Raw genomic sequence first — 13417 nt, 5'->3', positions numbered from 1 at the left:
TTGAGGCGGTGATCAGGGCCTGTCCGAGCTGTCGTCACATGCGCCCCATCAGTCCCCGCTCGGGGTCGCATGCCTTGTGCCCACCTCCGAGCGACAACACCGGAGGCGGGCCGGCTTGTCGCTCGGAGGTGGGCGCAAGCAGTGTCGTCTCGGACGGAGACTGCCGTGACTGGTGTGACAAGAGGTGCGGCCAGGACCTCCCACGGGCAGCCGTGGCCTCACACGGGCAGCAGCGACCTCACACGGGCAGCAGCTGGTCGATCACCGCGGCCAACTGCTTGGCGGACCGGCATTCGTGCATGGCGATGACCTCTTGATAGCGCGGCACCGCCGAGTCGCCGCTTCCCCACAGATGCTTGGGCTCGGGGTTCAGCCAGTGTGCGTGCCGGCTGGCGGTCACCATGTGCGACAGCAGCTCGGTTTCCGGGTTGCGGTAGTTGGTGCGGCCATCCCCCAGCACCAACAGCGAGGTGCGCGGGGAGAGCACGTTCGGGAACGCCTGCACGAAAGACGCAAACGCGTTGCCGTAGTCGGAATGGCCGTCGCGGCTGTAGACGCCCGACTCGCGGGTGATCCGCTGGATGGCCACGGCCAGGTCGGCCTCGGGCCCGAACATGTGGGTCACTTCGTCGGTGGTGTCGATGAACGCGAACACGCGAACGCGCGAGAACTGTTGGCGCAGAGCGTGTACCAGAAGCAGGGTGAAGTGACTGAAGCCGGCGACCGAGCCGGAGACGTCGCACAGCACCACCAGTTCGGGCCGGGCGGGGCGCGGCTTGGCCAGCACCACGTCGATCGGCACCCCGCCCGTGGACATCGACTTGCGCAGCGTCTTGCGGAGATCGATCGACCCGGCGCGGCTGCGCCGCCGGCGCGCGGCCAGCCGGGTCGCCAGGGTCCGCGCCAACGGCGCGACCACCCGGCGCATCTGGCGCAGCTGCTCGCCGGAGGCGCGCAGGAATTCGACGTTCTCGGAAAGCTGGGGTATGCCGTACATCTGGACGTGATCGCGGCCCAGTTGCTCCGCGGTCCGCCGCTTGGTCTCAGCGTCGACCATCTTGCGCAGCTGGGTGATCCGCTGCGCCGCAAGGGCTTTGGCGATCTCCTCCTGTGTGGGTGTGGGTTCGTCGCCGTAGGAGGCGAGCAGCCCGGCCAGCAGCTTGCCCTCGAGTTCGTCCAGGGCCATCGCCTTGAGCGCCTGGTAGGACGAGAAGGACGGGCCCCGGCTGGAACTGTATTTCCCGTAGGCCTCTACGATGCGGGCGATCATCGCCACCAGGCGCTCGTCCATGTCGGCCAGATCGGGGTTGTCGGCCAGCAGATCCAGCAGCATCTGGCGCATCGCCTCGACGTCGTCGGGTGGCAACGCGTTGTCGTCTGGGGTGTCGTCGGCCTCGTCCTCGGCGACCACCGCGCGCGCGCCCAGCGCCGCCGGGAACCACAGGTCGAACATGGCGTCATACGTTTCGCGATGATCCGACCGGCGCAACACCGCGCACGCGATCCCCTCGCGCAGCACCTCGCGGTTGCCCAGACCGAGGGTGGCCATCACCCGGCCGGCGTCCACCGTCTCCGACGGGCCGACCGAAATCCCCGCTGCCCGAAGCGCTTCCACGAAGCCGACCAGGTGCCCGGGCAGCCCGTGCGGGGCGAGCGGCCGGGAGGGGCGTATGCGGCGGGCGGCCATGGCGGTGTTCCTAGTTAAGCCGCAGCTCGCCGGCCGCGCGCTGTTGGTCGGATTGATGCTTGAGCACCACGCCCAGTGTGGCGGCGACGACCGCGTCGTCGATGGTGTCCAGGCCCAGCGCGAGCAGCGTGCGGCCCCAGTCGATGGTCTCGGCGATGGACGGCACCTTCTTGAGTTGCATCCCGCGCAGCACGCCGATGATGCGCACCAGCTCCTCGGCCAGGTGTGCGGGCAGCTCGGGAACGCGGGACAACAGGATGCGGCGTTCCAAATCGGGGCTGGGAAAGTCGATGTGCAGGAACAGGCAGCGACGCTTGAGCGCCTCGGACAGTTCGCGGGTCGCGTTGGAGGTCAGCACCACCAGGGGCGTGCGCTCGGCGGTGATCGTGCCCAGTTCGGGCACGGTCACGGCGAAGTCGGACAACACCTCCAGCAGCAGGCCCTCGATCTCGATGTCGGCCTTGTCGGTCTCGTCGATGAGCAGCACCGTGGGCTCGGTGCGCCGAATGGCGGTCAGCAGCGGACGCTGCAGCAGGAACTCCTCGCTGAACACGTCGTCCTTGGTCTGGTCCCAGTCCCCGGAGCCGGCCTGGATGCGCAAAATCTGCTTGGCGTGGTTCCATTCGTAGAGCGCGCGGGCCTCGTCGACCCCCTCGTAGCACTGCAGGCGCACCAGGCCCGACCCCGTGGCCTGGGCCACGGCGCGGGCCAATTCGGTCTTGCCCACGCCGGCCGGGCCCTCCACCAACAACGGCTTGCCGAGGCGGTCGGCCAGGAACACGGCCGTCGCGGTGGCGGTGTCGGGCAGGTAGCCGGTCTCGGCCAACCGCCGCGAGACGTCGTCGATGTCCTCGAACAGCGGCTTTGACCGGGCGGGCACACTCACAATCGGTTCTCCTAAAACGCTTTCTGCACGGGGATCTCAGGCCGGACGCGTCTGTCCGTCTCCCCACGCGATCCATTTGGTCGAGGTCAGTTCGGGCAGCCCCATGGGACCGCGGGCGTGCAATTTCTGGGTGGAGATGCCGATTTCGGCTCCGAAACCGAATTGCTCCCCGTCGGTGAACGCCGTGGACGCGTTCACCATCACCGCCGCGGCGTCGATAGCGTCGGTAAACCGTTGCGCCGCAGCCATATTGGTGGTCACGATGGCCTCGGTGTGGCCGGTGCCGTACTCGTTGATGTGGGCGATCGCGGCGTCGATACCGTCGACCACCGCCACCGCGATGTCCATCGACAAGTACTCGCGCCGCAGATCGTCCTCGTGTGCGTCCTGGGAAAAGCCCCCATGCACGGTCACGCCGGCGTCTTGCAGGGCGGTCACCAGACGCGGCAACGCCTCCTCGGCGATCGTGGCGTCGACGAGCAGCGTCTCCGCGGCGTTGCAGACGCTCGGCCGACGCGTCTTGGAATTCAGCAGGATCCGCTCCGCGACGTCCAGATCGGCGCCCTCGTGGACGTATACGTGACAATTGCCGACCCCGGTTTCGATCGTGGGCACCTGCGCGTCGCGGACCACTGCGTTGATCAGGTTGGCTCCGCCGCGCGGGATCACCACGTCGACCAGGCCACGCGCCTGGATCAGATGCGTCACCGTGGCGCGGTCGTCGGACGAAAGCAGCTGCACCGCATCGGCCGGCAGGTCCTCGCTGACCAGCGACGCCCGCAACACCTGCACCAGCGCCTGGTTGGACCGGGTCGCCGACGAGCTGCCGCGTAACAGCACGGCGTTGCCGGACTTCAACGCCAAGCCGAACGCGTCGACGGTCACGTTGGGTCGGCCCTCGTAGATCATTCCGACGACGCCGAGCGGGACCCGCTGCTGGCGCAGCTGCAGCCCGTTCGGCAGCGTGTAGCCGCGCAACACCTCCCCGACGGGATCGGGGAGCCCGGCGACCTGACGCAGGCCCGCCGCGATGCCCTCAACTCGCTTGGTATCCAAGGCCAGTCGGTCGAGCATCGCGGTCGGCGTTCCGGCGGCGCGGGCGGCCTCGACGTCTTCGGCGTTGGCGGACAGGATCAATTCCGCGTGGGCGGTGACGGCGTCGGCCGCCGAGCGCAGCGCTTGGTCTTTGGCGACGGTCGGCAACAATGCCAGCACACGGGAGGCGACGCGGGCGCGGCGGGCGGCGTCGTGCACCTCCCGGCGCAAATCAGGCTCCCGCTGTTGGGCCGCTCCGCTGCGCAATGGTGCCTGCAGACTCATTGAACCAGGGTATCCGGCCGCAAAAGCCCGGGTGACGCGGGCCGATCTACCCGACGCGCTCGCCGCGCCGGGCGGTGCGCACCTTGCTGCGCCGCTCCTCGAGGATGGTGCCGAAGTTCTGCAGCAGCGCCGGTGCGCGCATCACGAGATGCTCGATGTGTTCTCGGTCGATTTCGAGCGCCGTGACCTCTTCGACCGCATACGCGCTGGCCAGGTTGGGTTGGCGGGTCAACGCCGTCAGTCCGAGGAACGCCCCCTCGGACAGGGTGCTGATGGGCACGACCGTCCCGTCGTCGGCGGTGGCGGTGAGCTGCACCCGGCCGGCCACCAGGAACGTCATCGCCGTGGGCACCTGTCCGGCGTCCTCCACGAGCTCGTCGGTGCCGTATCGGACGATTCGCGCCGAGGAGCGCAATGACCGCTGTTCTTCGGTGCTGAGCCGCAGCGCCGGCGCCACCACCTCGTGCAGCGCGTGCTCCACGCGTTCGACCGTCGAGAAGTCGTCATCGGCGTCGTCGAGGTGCAGATTCTCCCGTCGGGCGGCGTACCAGGCCCACCGCAGGAACGTGGCCGTCGCGGCGCCGGCGTCGGCGGGTGAGTCCAACCCGATCGTCGTGCGATACTCGCCGGCGCCCACGGGCACCGAGCGAGGCACGCTGCCGGGCTTGAGCTGTGGCAGCGCCCGGGCCACCCGCGACAGCACCGCGCACACCCGGTCGGGCGCGTCGGCGGCGGAGAAGGTCGTCGTGATCGCCACTTTGTGCGGCCCGGGCGGGCGACTGAGGTTGGTGAACGACGTGGTGGCCAGCGCCGCGTTCGGCATGATCCGGATTCCGCTGCCGGTGTCGATGTGTACGGCGCGCCAGTTCACCTCGACGACGCGTCCGCGCGCGGTGCCGGTGTCGAGCCAGTCGTCGATCCGGAACGGTTGCTCGAACAGCATGAACAGGCCCGAGACGATCTGCCCGACCGAGTTCTGCAGCATCAGACCGATGACGACCGACGTGACGCCCAACGCGGTGAACACCCCGCCGATCCGCACACCCCAGATGTACGACGACATCACCGCCAGGCCAACGCAGATCAGCGCTATGCGGGCCACGTCGATGAAGATGGTGGGAAGCCTTTTGCGCCAGCTCTTTTCGGGAGCCCGCTCGAACACGGTCGCGTTGAGCCCGGACAACAGCAGCACCACCACCAGCAGGCCGAACACGGTGGTGAGGATGCGCACCGGGATGTCGCCGGCCGGAATCCCCGAGGCCTGAACCAGGAGCAACAACAGCGCGGCGAGCGGCAGCAGGTAGTTGCGCAGCAATCCGACCTGCCGGGCCAGGGGGCTTTGCCTGCGCAGCAGCGCATCGTGTAGTTCGGTCAGCAGGATCATCCCGACCGGCAATCCGATCGCGATACCGACCGCCCAGTAGAACCATGACGAGCCGAAGATGTTCATCACCGCTCCAGCAACCGGTAGATGGCCTGATCGGTCCCGCCGACCGAAATCGTGCCCGCCGCAGTGAACTGCCGGACATCGCGCATCGCTTCGTACACCTGCGAGCTGACATAAATGCCGGCCTGCGGTGCGCCGCTGTGCATTTGGTAGGCCAGACTCACCGCGCCGCCCCACATGTCGTAGACCAGGCCGGAGCGGCCCACCAATCCGCTGACCACGTTGCCGGTGTTGACGCCGACGCGAAGGCCCAGCTGATGGCGGCTTTGGCTGTTGAACCGATCGATGATGCGGCCGATTTCGAGGGCGAAGTCCACGGCACGGTGGATGCTGTCCAGTCGCGGGGTGACGACCCCACAGCTGGCGAGATAACCGTTGTGGAACGTGCGGATCCGTTCGACACCAAGGGATTCTGCGGCCGAATCGAACTGCCGGAAAAGTTCGTCGACGGTGCCCACCAATTCGTCTTCCGGCATCTCGGTGAACATTTCGTCGAGGCCGACGATGTCGGCGTAGATGATGGCGACGTCCTGATGTTTTTGGGCGATGGTCTCCTCGCCCTCGCGATAACGCTGCAGCACCGACTCGGGCATCAGGGCCAGCATCAGGCGATCGTTCTCGCGGCGCTGCTCGTTGAGCAGCTCCTCCTTGATCGCGAGGTTGCGGCTCATCTCGTTGAAAGCCGCCGTGAGATCGCCGATTTCGTCGCGGGTGCGCACCGGGATGTTGATGTCGTAGTCGCCGGAGCTGATCTTTCGGGTTCCCTCCTCGAGGCGCCGGACCGGGCGCACCGCCGCCTGGGCGACGAACATCGAGGCCACACAGATGGCGAAAATCATTGCCGTGACTGCGATCACGAGGTTCTTGCTGAACCGGCCCAGCCGCGCAAAAGCGTCGGAGTTGTCGCGGGTCGCCAGGATCGACCAGTGCAGATCGGAGTTGGGGATGTCCAGCGGCGCGTAGGCTTCCAACTCTCGATTGCCCGTGTAGTCGGTGGCGCTCATGACGCCGGTTTCCCCGCGCTGCGCGGCGCGAAGACCCGCGGTCGGCACCGGCTGGACCAACGTGGTGCCCCCCAGCCGCAGGGCCCGGTCCACGACGTCGGGCGGGGTGCCGGCCTCGATGGCCTCGTGCCGGTATTGTTTCGGGTCTTCGATGAATACCCTTGAGTCGGAACGCATCAGGTCGTCGGGGCCGGCCAGGTAGGTCTCGGTGGCCGGACCCATCCCCGCGGCTTCCCAATGCTTGTTGGCGGTCATGATCGTGTTGATCTTCCCGATCGGCACCGGCAGGGCCATGACCCCTTCGAATTTGCCGTTCATGCCGACCGGCGACACCACCCACGCGGTGGGGGTGTCCAGTTGCGGCTGATACTGCTGAAAGTCGGTGATCCAGACGAAGTCGACATCGTTGGACGCCACGGCTTTTTGGTAGGCGCCACGCAGGTTGGATCCGCGATAGGGACCGGTGAGAATGTTGGTCCCCAGATCCGGACCCTTCATGACGCTGTAGACGACGTTGCCCTGCATGTCCAGCAGGAGCGCATCCCGGTAATCGAAACGCGTGACGATGCCGCGCAGGAAAAAGTCGAAGCGGGCGTTGGCGGCCGACCACGCGCTGCCGTCGCCGGCGTCCTCGGCGGGCGGCGAGTCGGCCGTCGGCCTGGGCGCCGCGGTGTAGTGCGCCTGAAGGTATTTCTGCGCGTTGGAACTCGGCAGCACCGCCTTGAGATCGATCGCGTTACCGGTGATCCGTTTGATCGGTTTGATCATGTCGTTTTCGTAGTAATTGACCAGGGTCTGTTCTTCGGCCGGCGTGATGTTCGCGTTGGCCAGTTGGGCGAAGGCGGTGCTGAGGTTCGCCGTCGCTTCGTTGATGCCGAAACCGCCACTTTGCACGATCAGCGAACTCGTCAGCTCCCTGAACAACGCCTGCACTGCCCGCTTCTGGGACTCGCGCATCTCGATGAGCCGTTCGGATTCGACTTCCCGCAATGCGGTGCGGCCGGACACGGCTCCGATGAGACCGATCACCGCGACGCCCAAAATGCTCGAGAGCAGCATGGTGATCAGGATTTTGGATTGGATGCCGAACCGGAAACGGCTGCGCGGCTGGCGCGTACGCGTGACGGGCTGGTGAGCCGGGCCGGGTTCGATGCGGGGTGCGGCATCGGTTAGCTCGCTGGTCGTCAATTGCCTGCCCCTTTTCTCGGGATCCAGCTCCTCACGCAGCAGACTAGCGCGCGCACGCCGAGATATTGATGCGTTTGCCGTGACGCGATTGGGCGTCAAAGCGCCGGTGCCCCACGTGTGCATCGCCATCGCGACGCTACTAACGTCGGGCCCCATGGCAGGGGTATGCGTAGTGGGCAGCGTGAACATCGATCTGTCGCTGGGCGTCGGCGCCCTCCCGCGGCCCGGCGAAACGGTGTTGGCGTCGTCGATGACACAAGCCCCCGGCGGCAAGGGCGGCAACCAGGCGGTGGCAGCCGCGCGCGCGGGCGCGCGCGTGCAGTTCGTCGGGGCCGTCGGCGACGACCCGGCCGCCGAGCAGTTGCGCGCCCACCTGCGGGCCAACGGTGTCGGGCTCGACGGGGCCGTGGAAATCCCCGGGCCCAGCGGCACCGCCGTCGTCGTCGTCGATGCCAACGCCGAGAACACCATCGTCGTGGCGCCGGGAGCCAACGGGCGGTTCACGCTGACCGATGACCGCGCGCGCGGCGTGGTCGCCGACTGCGATGTGCTGTTGACCCAGCTGGAGATTCCGGTCGACACGGCGATCGCGGCGGCGCAACACGCCCGGTCGGCCGGAGCGGTCGTCGTCGTGAACGCCTCACCGGCCGGCCAGGATCCCGCTTCGCTGGGCGAGCTGGCGGCCGCCGCCGACGTGGTGATCACCAACGAAGAGGAGGCCAACGAATGGCCTTGGCGCCCAGCACACCTGGTGGTCACCCTGGGTTCGCGCGGCGCGCGCTACGCCGGCGCCGACGGCGAGTACTCGGTGCCCTCCCCCGCGGTGGACGCGGTGGACACCACCGGCGCCGGCGACGTGTTCGCCGGTGTGCTGGCCGCGAACTGGCCGCCCAATCCCGGCTCGGCGGGTGAGCGGCGACTCGCGCTACGCCGCGCCTGCGCGGCCGGCGCGCTGGCGACGCTGGTTCCCGGCGCCGGTGATTGCGCACCGGACGCCGAGGCGATCGACACGGCGCTTCAGAACGCGTCCTAGCCGCTTTGCCCGCGGCGGCCGCGCCCTAGTCCTCGGGGATTTCGCGTTCGATCTCGTCGAGCCAGATGCGCGCGGACATGTCCGAGGGGGCGCGCCAGTCACCCCGCGGCGACAGCGCGCCGCCGTGCGACACCTTGGGCCCGTTGGGCAATGCCGAACGCTTGAACTGGCTGAACGAGTAGAACCGCTGCACGAATACCTGCAGCCAGTGCCGGATTTCCTTGAGCGAGTACGACGGACGCTTGTCTTCGGGAAATCCCGGCGGCCAGTTGCCTTGCTCGGGATCGCTCCACGCATGCCAGGCCAGAAACGCGATCTTTGACGGCCGGAATCCATACCGCAGCACGTGGAACAGTGAAAAGTCTTGCAGCGCAAACGGGCCGACTTTCGCCTCGCTGCTTTGCAGCTCTTCCTCTTCGCCGCTGGGAACCAGCTCAGGCGTGATCTCGGTGTCGAGCACGGACTGCAGCACCTCGCTGACCTTCGACTCGAACTGCTGCGAGGAAATCACCCAGCGGATCAGGTGCTGGATCAGCGTCTTGGGCACGCCGCCGTTGACGTTGTAGTGCGACATCTGGTCGCCGACACCGTAAGTCGACCAGCCCAGGCCCAGCTCGGACAGGTCGCCGGTGCCCAGCACGATGCCACCGCGCTGGTTGGCCAGCCGGAACAGGTAGTCGGTGCGCAAGCCGGCCTGGACGTTCTCGAAGGTGACGTCGTAAACCTTCTCACCGCGCGAGAACGGGTGATCGATCTCCTTGAGCATCAGCTGCGCGGTCTCGCGAATGTCGATCTCGGCGAACGTCACACCCAGGGCGCGGCACAGCTCGATCGCGTTGCGCTTGGTGCGGTCCCCGGTGGCGAAGCCCGGCAGGGTGAACGCCAGAATGTCGCTGCGCGGGCGTTGTTCGCGGTCCATCGCCCGCGCGGCGACGATCAACGCGTGCGTCGAGTCCAGCCCACCGGATATCCCGATGACGATCTTCGGGAAATCCAGCGCGCGCAAACGCTGTTCGAGGCCGGCTACCTGGATGTTGTAGCCCTCGAAGCAATCCTGTTCCAGCCGTTGCGGGTCGGCGGGCACGAAGGGGAACCGCTCGATCTCACGCCACAGCCCGATGTCGCCGCCAGGCGGGTCAAGCCGGAACTCGATGCGCCGGAACGACTCCGCCGTCGTCCGGTGGTGGCGCCGGTTGTCGTCGAACGTGCCCATCCGGAGCCGTTCCGAGCGAAGCAATTCGAGGTCGACGTCGGCGACGCTGCGCCGCTCCCCCATCGGAAAGCGCTCGGACATGGCCAGCAGGACACCGTTTTCGAACACCATGGTCTGCCCGTCCCAGGCCAGATCGGTCGTCGATTCGCCCGCGCCCGCAGCCGAATACACGTAGGCGGCCAGGCAACGAGAGGAGGCCGAACGAGCCAGCAGGCAGCGGTCCTCGGCGCGGCCGATGGTGATCGGGCTACCGGAAAGGTTGGCCAGCACCGTCGCACCCGCGAGCGCGGCCTCGGCGCTGGGCGGAATCGGCACGAACATGTCCTCGCAGATCTCCACGTGCAGCACGAGGCCGGGCACGTCGGAGGCGGCGAACAGCAGATCGGGACCGAACGGCGCCTCGACCCCCGCGAGCCGGATGGTGCCGCGCTCGTCGTCGCCGGGCGCGATCTGGCGGCGCTCGTAGAACTCCCGATAGGTGGGCAGGTACGACTTCGGCGCCACGCCGAGCACCTCGCCGCGGTGGATGACCACGGCGGCGTTGTAGATGCGGTGCCGGTGGCGGACGGGCGCGCCGACCACCAGGACCGGCAACAACTCGGCGGAGGCCGCGACGATGTCCGCGACGGCCCTGTCGACGTCGTCGAGCAACAGGTCCTGCAGGACGATGTCTTCAATGGAGTAACCGGACAGCGTCAGCTCCGGGAAAACGGCCAGCGCTACGCCGTCGTCGTGGCACTCCCGGGCCATCCGCAGGACCGCCTCGGCGTTCGCCGCGGGGTCACCGATGACGGTGTGATGCGTGCACGCGGCGACGCGGGCAAAGCCCTGGCTGTAAGCGTTGTAAAAGTCCATCGCCCTTCCATTGTCGCCTCGGGGGTGTCAACTCCTCGCCGCCGGGTATCCCCAACGCCATGAGCGACACTGCGGTCCTGGTCGTCGACATGATGAATACCTATCAACATCCCGACGCTGACGATCTAATACCCAATGTCGAGAAGATCATCGAGCCTTTGACCGATTTGGTCCGGCGGGCACGCACGTCCGACGAGGTCGACCTGATCTATGTCAACGACAATTACGGCGATTTCACCGCCGAGTTCTCCGGGATCGTCCGCTCGGCGCTCGACGGCGCGCGGCCCGATCTGGTGAAGCCGATCGCGCCCGCCGAAGGCAGCCGGCTGATGACCAAGGTCCGCCACAGCGCCTTTTATTCGACCGCGCTGGCGTACCTGCTGAGCCGGCTGGACACCAAGCGGTTGATCATCACCGGCCAGGTCACCGAGCAATGCATCCTGTACACGGCCCTGGACGCGTACGTGCGGCACTTCCCCGTCGTGATCCCGACCGATGCGGTCGCCCACATCGACGCCGACCTGGGCGCGGCGGCCTGCAAGATGATGGAGCAGAACATGTCCGCCGAGCTCACGACCGCGGCGGACTGCCTGGACCCGGCCTGATCCGTACCCTGGGCAGGTGACCGTCTCCCGCGCAGAATCCCCCGAGTTGGTCACGCTGCTGGCCGGGCGCCGGATCGCGGTGCTGACGGGCGCGGGCGTATCGACCGATTCCGGCATCCCCGACTACCGCGGGCCCGATTCCCCGCCCAGCAACCCCATGACCATCCAGCAGTTCACCGGTGACGCGGCGTTTCGGCAGCGGTACTGGGCGCGCAACCACGTCGGTTGGCGGCACATGGCCGACACGCTGCCCAACGCGGGACATCGGGCGCTGGCGGCGCTCGAGGACGCGTCGGTGGTCACCGGCGTCATCACCCAGAACGTCGACCTGCTGCACACCAAGGCCGGCAGCCGCAACGTCATCGACCTGCACGGCACCTACGCGCGGGTGATCTGCCTGAGCTGCGGCCACACCGTGAGCCGCGCGGCGCTGGCCGAGCAGCTGGAGGCGCTCAACCCCGGATTCATCGAGCGCGCCGAGGCGATCGGCGGGCTGGCGGTGGCTCCCGACGCCGACGCCGTCGTCGCCGATACCGCGTCGTTCCGCTATCTCGACTGCGTGCGCTGCGCCGGCATGCTCAAACCCGACATCGTCTATTTCGGCGACAGCGTTCCCAAAGACGTTGTGGCAGCAGCCTATAGGATGGTCGACGAGGCCGACGCGCTGCTGGTCGCGGGGTCGTCGCTGACGGTGTTCTCCGGTTATCGATTCGTGCGGCACGCGGCCGCCCTGGGCATCCCGGTCGCCATCATCAACCGCGGCAGCACCCGCGGCGACGACCTGGCCACGGTGAAGGTCGACGGCGGCTGCTCCGAACTGCTCGCGCTGCTCGCCGACGAGTTATCGCCGCTGACAACGCATTAGAAGGTGCACGGCATGCTGCGCACGGCGTGCACGAAGTTGCCCGCCAGGTACGTCGGCTCGCCCGCCTGGATGCCGGGCAGCTGACGAAACAGCTCGTGAAAGATGGCGCGCAGCTGCGCGCGGGCGACGTGCGCCCCGAGGCAGAAGTGCAGCCCGCCACCGCCGAAACCGACGTGCGGATTGGGGTCGCGCGCCAGGTTCAGGCGTTCGGGATGGTCGAACGCGTCGGTGTCCCAGTTGCCGGACGGGTAGAACATCACCACCTTCTCCCCCGCCAGAATGGTCTGACCGCCCAGCTCGATATCCGTTGCCGCCGTGCGGCGGAAGGTCATGACCGGGGTCGCCCACCGGATGAACTCCTCGACGGCGGTACCGATCCGGTTGTCGAAATCATGGAGAAGCCAAGCCTTTTCGTCGGGAAAATCGGTGAGCGCCTTCAGGGTGTGGCTGATGGTCTGGCGGGTGGTGTCGTTGCCCGCCACCGAGAGCAGCACGAAGAACGCGGCCACCTCCGCGTCTTCCAGGCGGTCCCCATCGACTTCGGCGGTGACCAGGCTGCTGATGAGGTCGTCGCCCGGGCGCTCGCGGCGTTCCGTGGCCAGGGTGCCGACGACCTGGTGAAGGTACAGCTGGTTCTCGACCAGGACTTCCATCGCCGGACGTCCGTTGAGGAATTCCGGGTCGGCCCAGGAGACCAGGGCGTCGGTGGCGTGCGCCATGCGCTCGCGCTCGGATTCCGGGATTCCCGTCATGTCCGAGAGGGTCCGGATGGGCAGCTCCTTGGCGCAGTGGTCGACGAAATCCGCACCGCTGCCGGCGGTCCGCAGTTCTTCGACGATGGTCTTGGCGTTGGCCTTGATCGAGTCTTCGATGCGGCGCACCTGCCGCGGGCTCAGCGCGGCGTGGGCCAGCTTGCGCAACTTGGTGTGCCGCGGCGGATCCATCGCCAAGAACGACTGCGACGCCTCGAGCAGCTCGACGGGAATGCTCTCGAACATCACCCCCTGGCCGGACAGGAAGGCGTCGTTGTTGCGGCTGACCGCGACGATGTCGGCGCGCCGGGTGACCGCCCAGAAGCCGGGATCGGTGGGATCGGGCATCAGCGAGTCTTCGACCGGAGGATGCCAACTGACCGGGCGCTCGGCGCGCAGCACGGCGAAGGAGCGTTCGCGATCCGCCGCCGTCGTGGACCAAAACGCCCGCGAGGACAGGTCGATCTCGTCGTAGGCGCGGCCGGACTTCTCGGCCCCGGGTGTACCCGTCATCACGGCCATGGCGCTGTCCCCTCCTGTATGACGCCGGTCACAAACTCCA

Annotated in this window: 10 protein-coding genes; 3 read left to right on the top strand and 7 right to left on the bottom strand. The window is 67.6% G+C overall.

Going from position 1 to position 13417, the window contains the following annotated elements:
- Positions 1-238 precede the first annotated feature (238 nt).
- The 5 genes from P6281_RS07850 to P6281_RS07830 are packed head-to-tail and all read right to left on the bottom strand — an operon-like array spanning position 239 to position 7532.
- On the bottom strand, positions 239-1687 hold the full coding sequence (locus tag P6281_RS07850; protein WP_009953585.1) for a vWA domain-containing protein: 1449 nt from the start codon (positions 1685-1687) through the stop codon (positions 239-241).
- Positions 1688-1697: 10 nt separating this feature from the next.
- Positions 1698-2573, bottom strand: coding sequence for an AAA family ATPase (locus P6281_RS07845; RefSeq protein ID WP_008255233.1), 876 nt, complete (start codon positions 2571-2573; stop codon positions 1698-1700).
- A gap of 36 nt (positions 2574-2609) precedes the next feature.
- Positions 2610-3893, bottom strand: coding sequence for a glutamate-5-semialdehyde dehydrogenase (locus P6281_RS07840; RefSeq protein WP_026071540.1), 1284 nt, complete (start codon positions 3891-3893; stop codon positions 2610-2612).
- A 46-nt stretch (positions 3894-3939) separates the two neighbouring features.
- Complete coding sequence (locus P6281_RS07835) at positions 3940-5343, bottom strand: mechanosensitive ion channel domain-containing protein (protein WP_009953582.1); 1404 nt, start codon at positions 5341-5343, stop codon at positions 3940-3942.
- Entirely contained in the window at positions 5343-7532 is a 2190-nt protein-coding gene (locus P6281_RS07830) for an adenylate/guanylate cyclase domain-containing protein (RefSeq protein ID WP_008255227.1), read from the bottom strand. Before P6281_RS07830 ends, P6281_RS07835 begins: the two co-directional genes overlap by 1 nt.
- A 154-nt stretch (positions 7533-7686) precedes the next feature.
- Between P6281_RS07830 and P6281_RS07825 the strand changes: the two genes are divergently transcribed.
- Positions 7687-8565: a ribokinase gene (locus P6281_RS07825; protein WP_324738693.1), complete on the top strand. Its 879-nt coding sequence runs from the start codon at positions 7687-7689 to the stop codon at positions 8563-8565.
- A gap of 25 nt (positions 8566-8590) precedes the next feature.
- Here P6281_RS07825 and P6281_RS07820 read toward each other — a convergent pair whose 3' ends face one another.
- The gene (locus P6281_RS07820; protein ID WP_014382185.1) at positions 8591-10633 is read right to left on the bottom strand and encodes an NAD(+) synthase; all 2043 of its coding nucleotides are present in this window, start codon (positions 10631-10633) and stop codon (positions 8591-8593) included.
- Between the two features lie 59 nt (positions 10634-10692).
- On the opposite strand from P6281_RS07820, the gene P6281_RS07815 reads away from it, so the two are divergent.
- Positions 10693-11238, top strand: a complete 546-nt coding sequence (locus tag P6281_RS07815; protein ID WP_008255223.1) for a cysteine hydrolase family protein — start codon at positions 10693-10695, stop codon at positions 11236-11238.
- 16 nt (positions 11239-11254) lie between these two features.
- Positions 11255-12103: an NAD-dependent protein deacetylase gene (locus P6281_RS07810; RefSeq protein WP_014379682.1), complete on the top strand. Its 849-nt coding sequence runs from the start codon at positions 11255-11257 to the stop codon at positions 12101-12103.
- On the opposite strand, the gene P6281_RS07805 is transcribed toward P6281_RS07810, so the two are convergent.
- On the bottom strand, positions 12100-13377 hold the full coding sequence (locus tag P6281_RS07805) for a cytochrome P450 (RefSeq protein ID WP_014384176.1): 1278 nt from the start codon (positions 13375-13377) through the stop codon (positions 12100-12102). The genes P6281_RS07810 and P6281_RS07805 overlap by 4 nt on opposite strands.
- Between the last annotated feature and the right edge of the window lie 40 nt (positions 13378-13417).

Origin of the sequence: Mycobacterium sp. 5-140-3-2 (genome assembly GCF_035666375.1) — a bacterium.
In the GTDB taxonomy this organism is placed as follows: domain Bacteria; phylum Actinomycetota; class Actinomycetes; order Mycobacteriales; family Mycobacteriaceae; genus Mycobacterium; species Mycobacterium intracellulare.
Note: the sequence above shows the minus strand (reverse complement) of the source record. Positions and strands in the feature narration are given on the sequence as shown.

What these genes read in the sequence shown, in the direction of transcription:
- P6281_RS07835 (WP_009953582.1), bottom strand. Translation starts at nt 5,343, where the DNA reads ATGAACATCTTCGGCTCGTCATGGTTCTACTGGGCGGTCGGTATCGCG.
- P6281_RS07840 (WP_026071540.1), bottom strand. Translation starts at nt 3,893, where the DNA reads ATGAGTCTGCAGGCACCATTGCGCAGCGGAGCGGCCCAACAGCGGGAG.
- P6281_RS07815 (WP_008255223.1), top strand. Translation starts at nt 10,693, where the DNA reads ATGAGCGACACTGCGGTCCTGGTCGTCGACATGATGAATACCTATCAA.
- P6281_RS07805 (WP_014384176.1), bottom strand. Translation starts at nt 13,377, where the DNA reads ATGGCCGTGATGACGGGTACACCCGGGGCCGAGAAGTCCGGCCGCGCC.
- P6281_RS07850 (WP_009953585.1), bottom strand. Translation starts at nt 1,687, where the DNA reads ATGGCCGCCCGCCGCATACGCCCCTCCCGGCCGCTCGCCCCGCACGGG.
- P6281_RS07820 (WP_014382185.1), bottom strand. Translation starts at nt 10,633, where the DNA reads ATGGACTTTTACAACGCTTACAGCCAGGGCTTTGCCCGCGTCGCCGCG.
- P6281_RS07825 (WP_324738693.1), top strand. Translation starts at nt 7,687, where the DNA reads ATGGCAGGGGTATGCGTAGTGGGCAGCGTGAACATCGATCTGTCGCTG.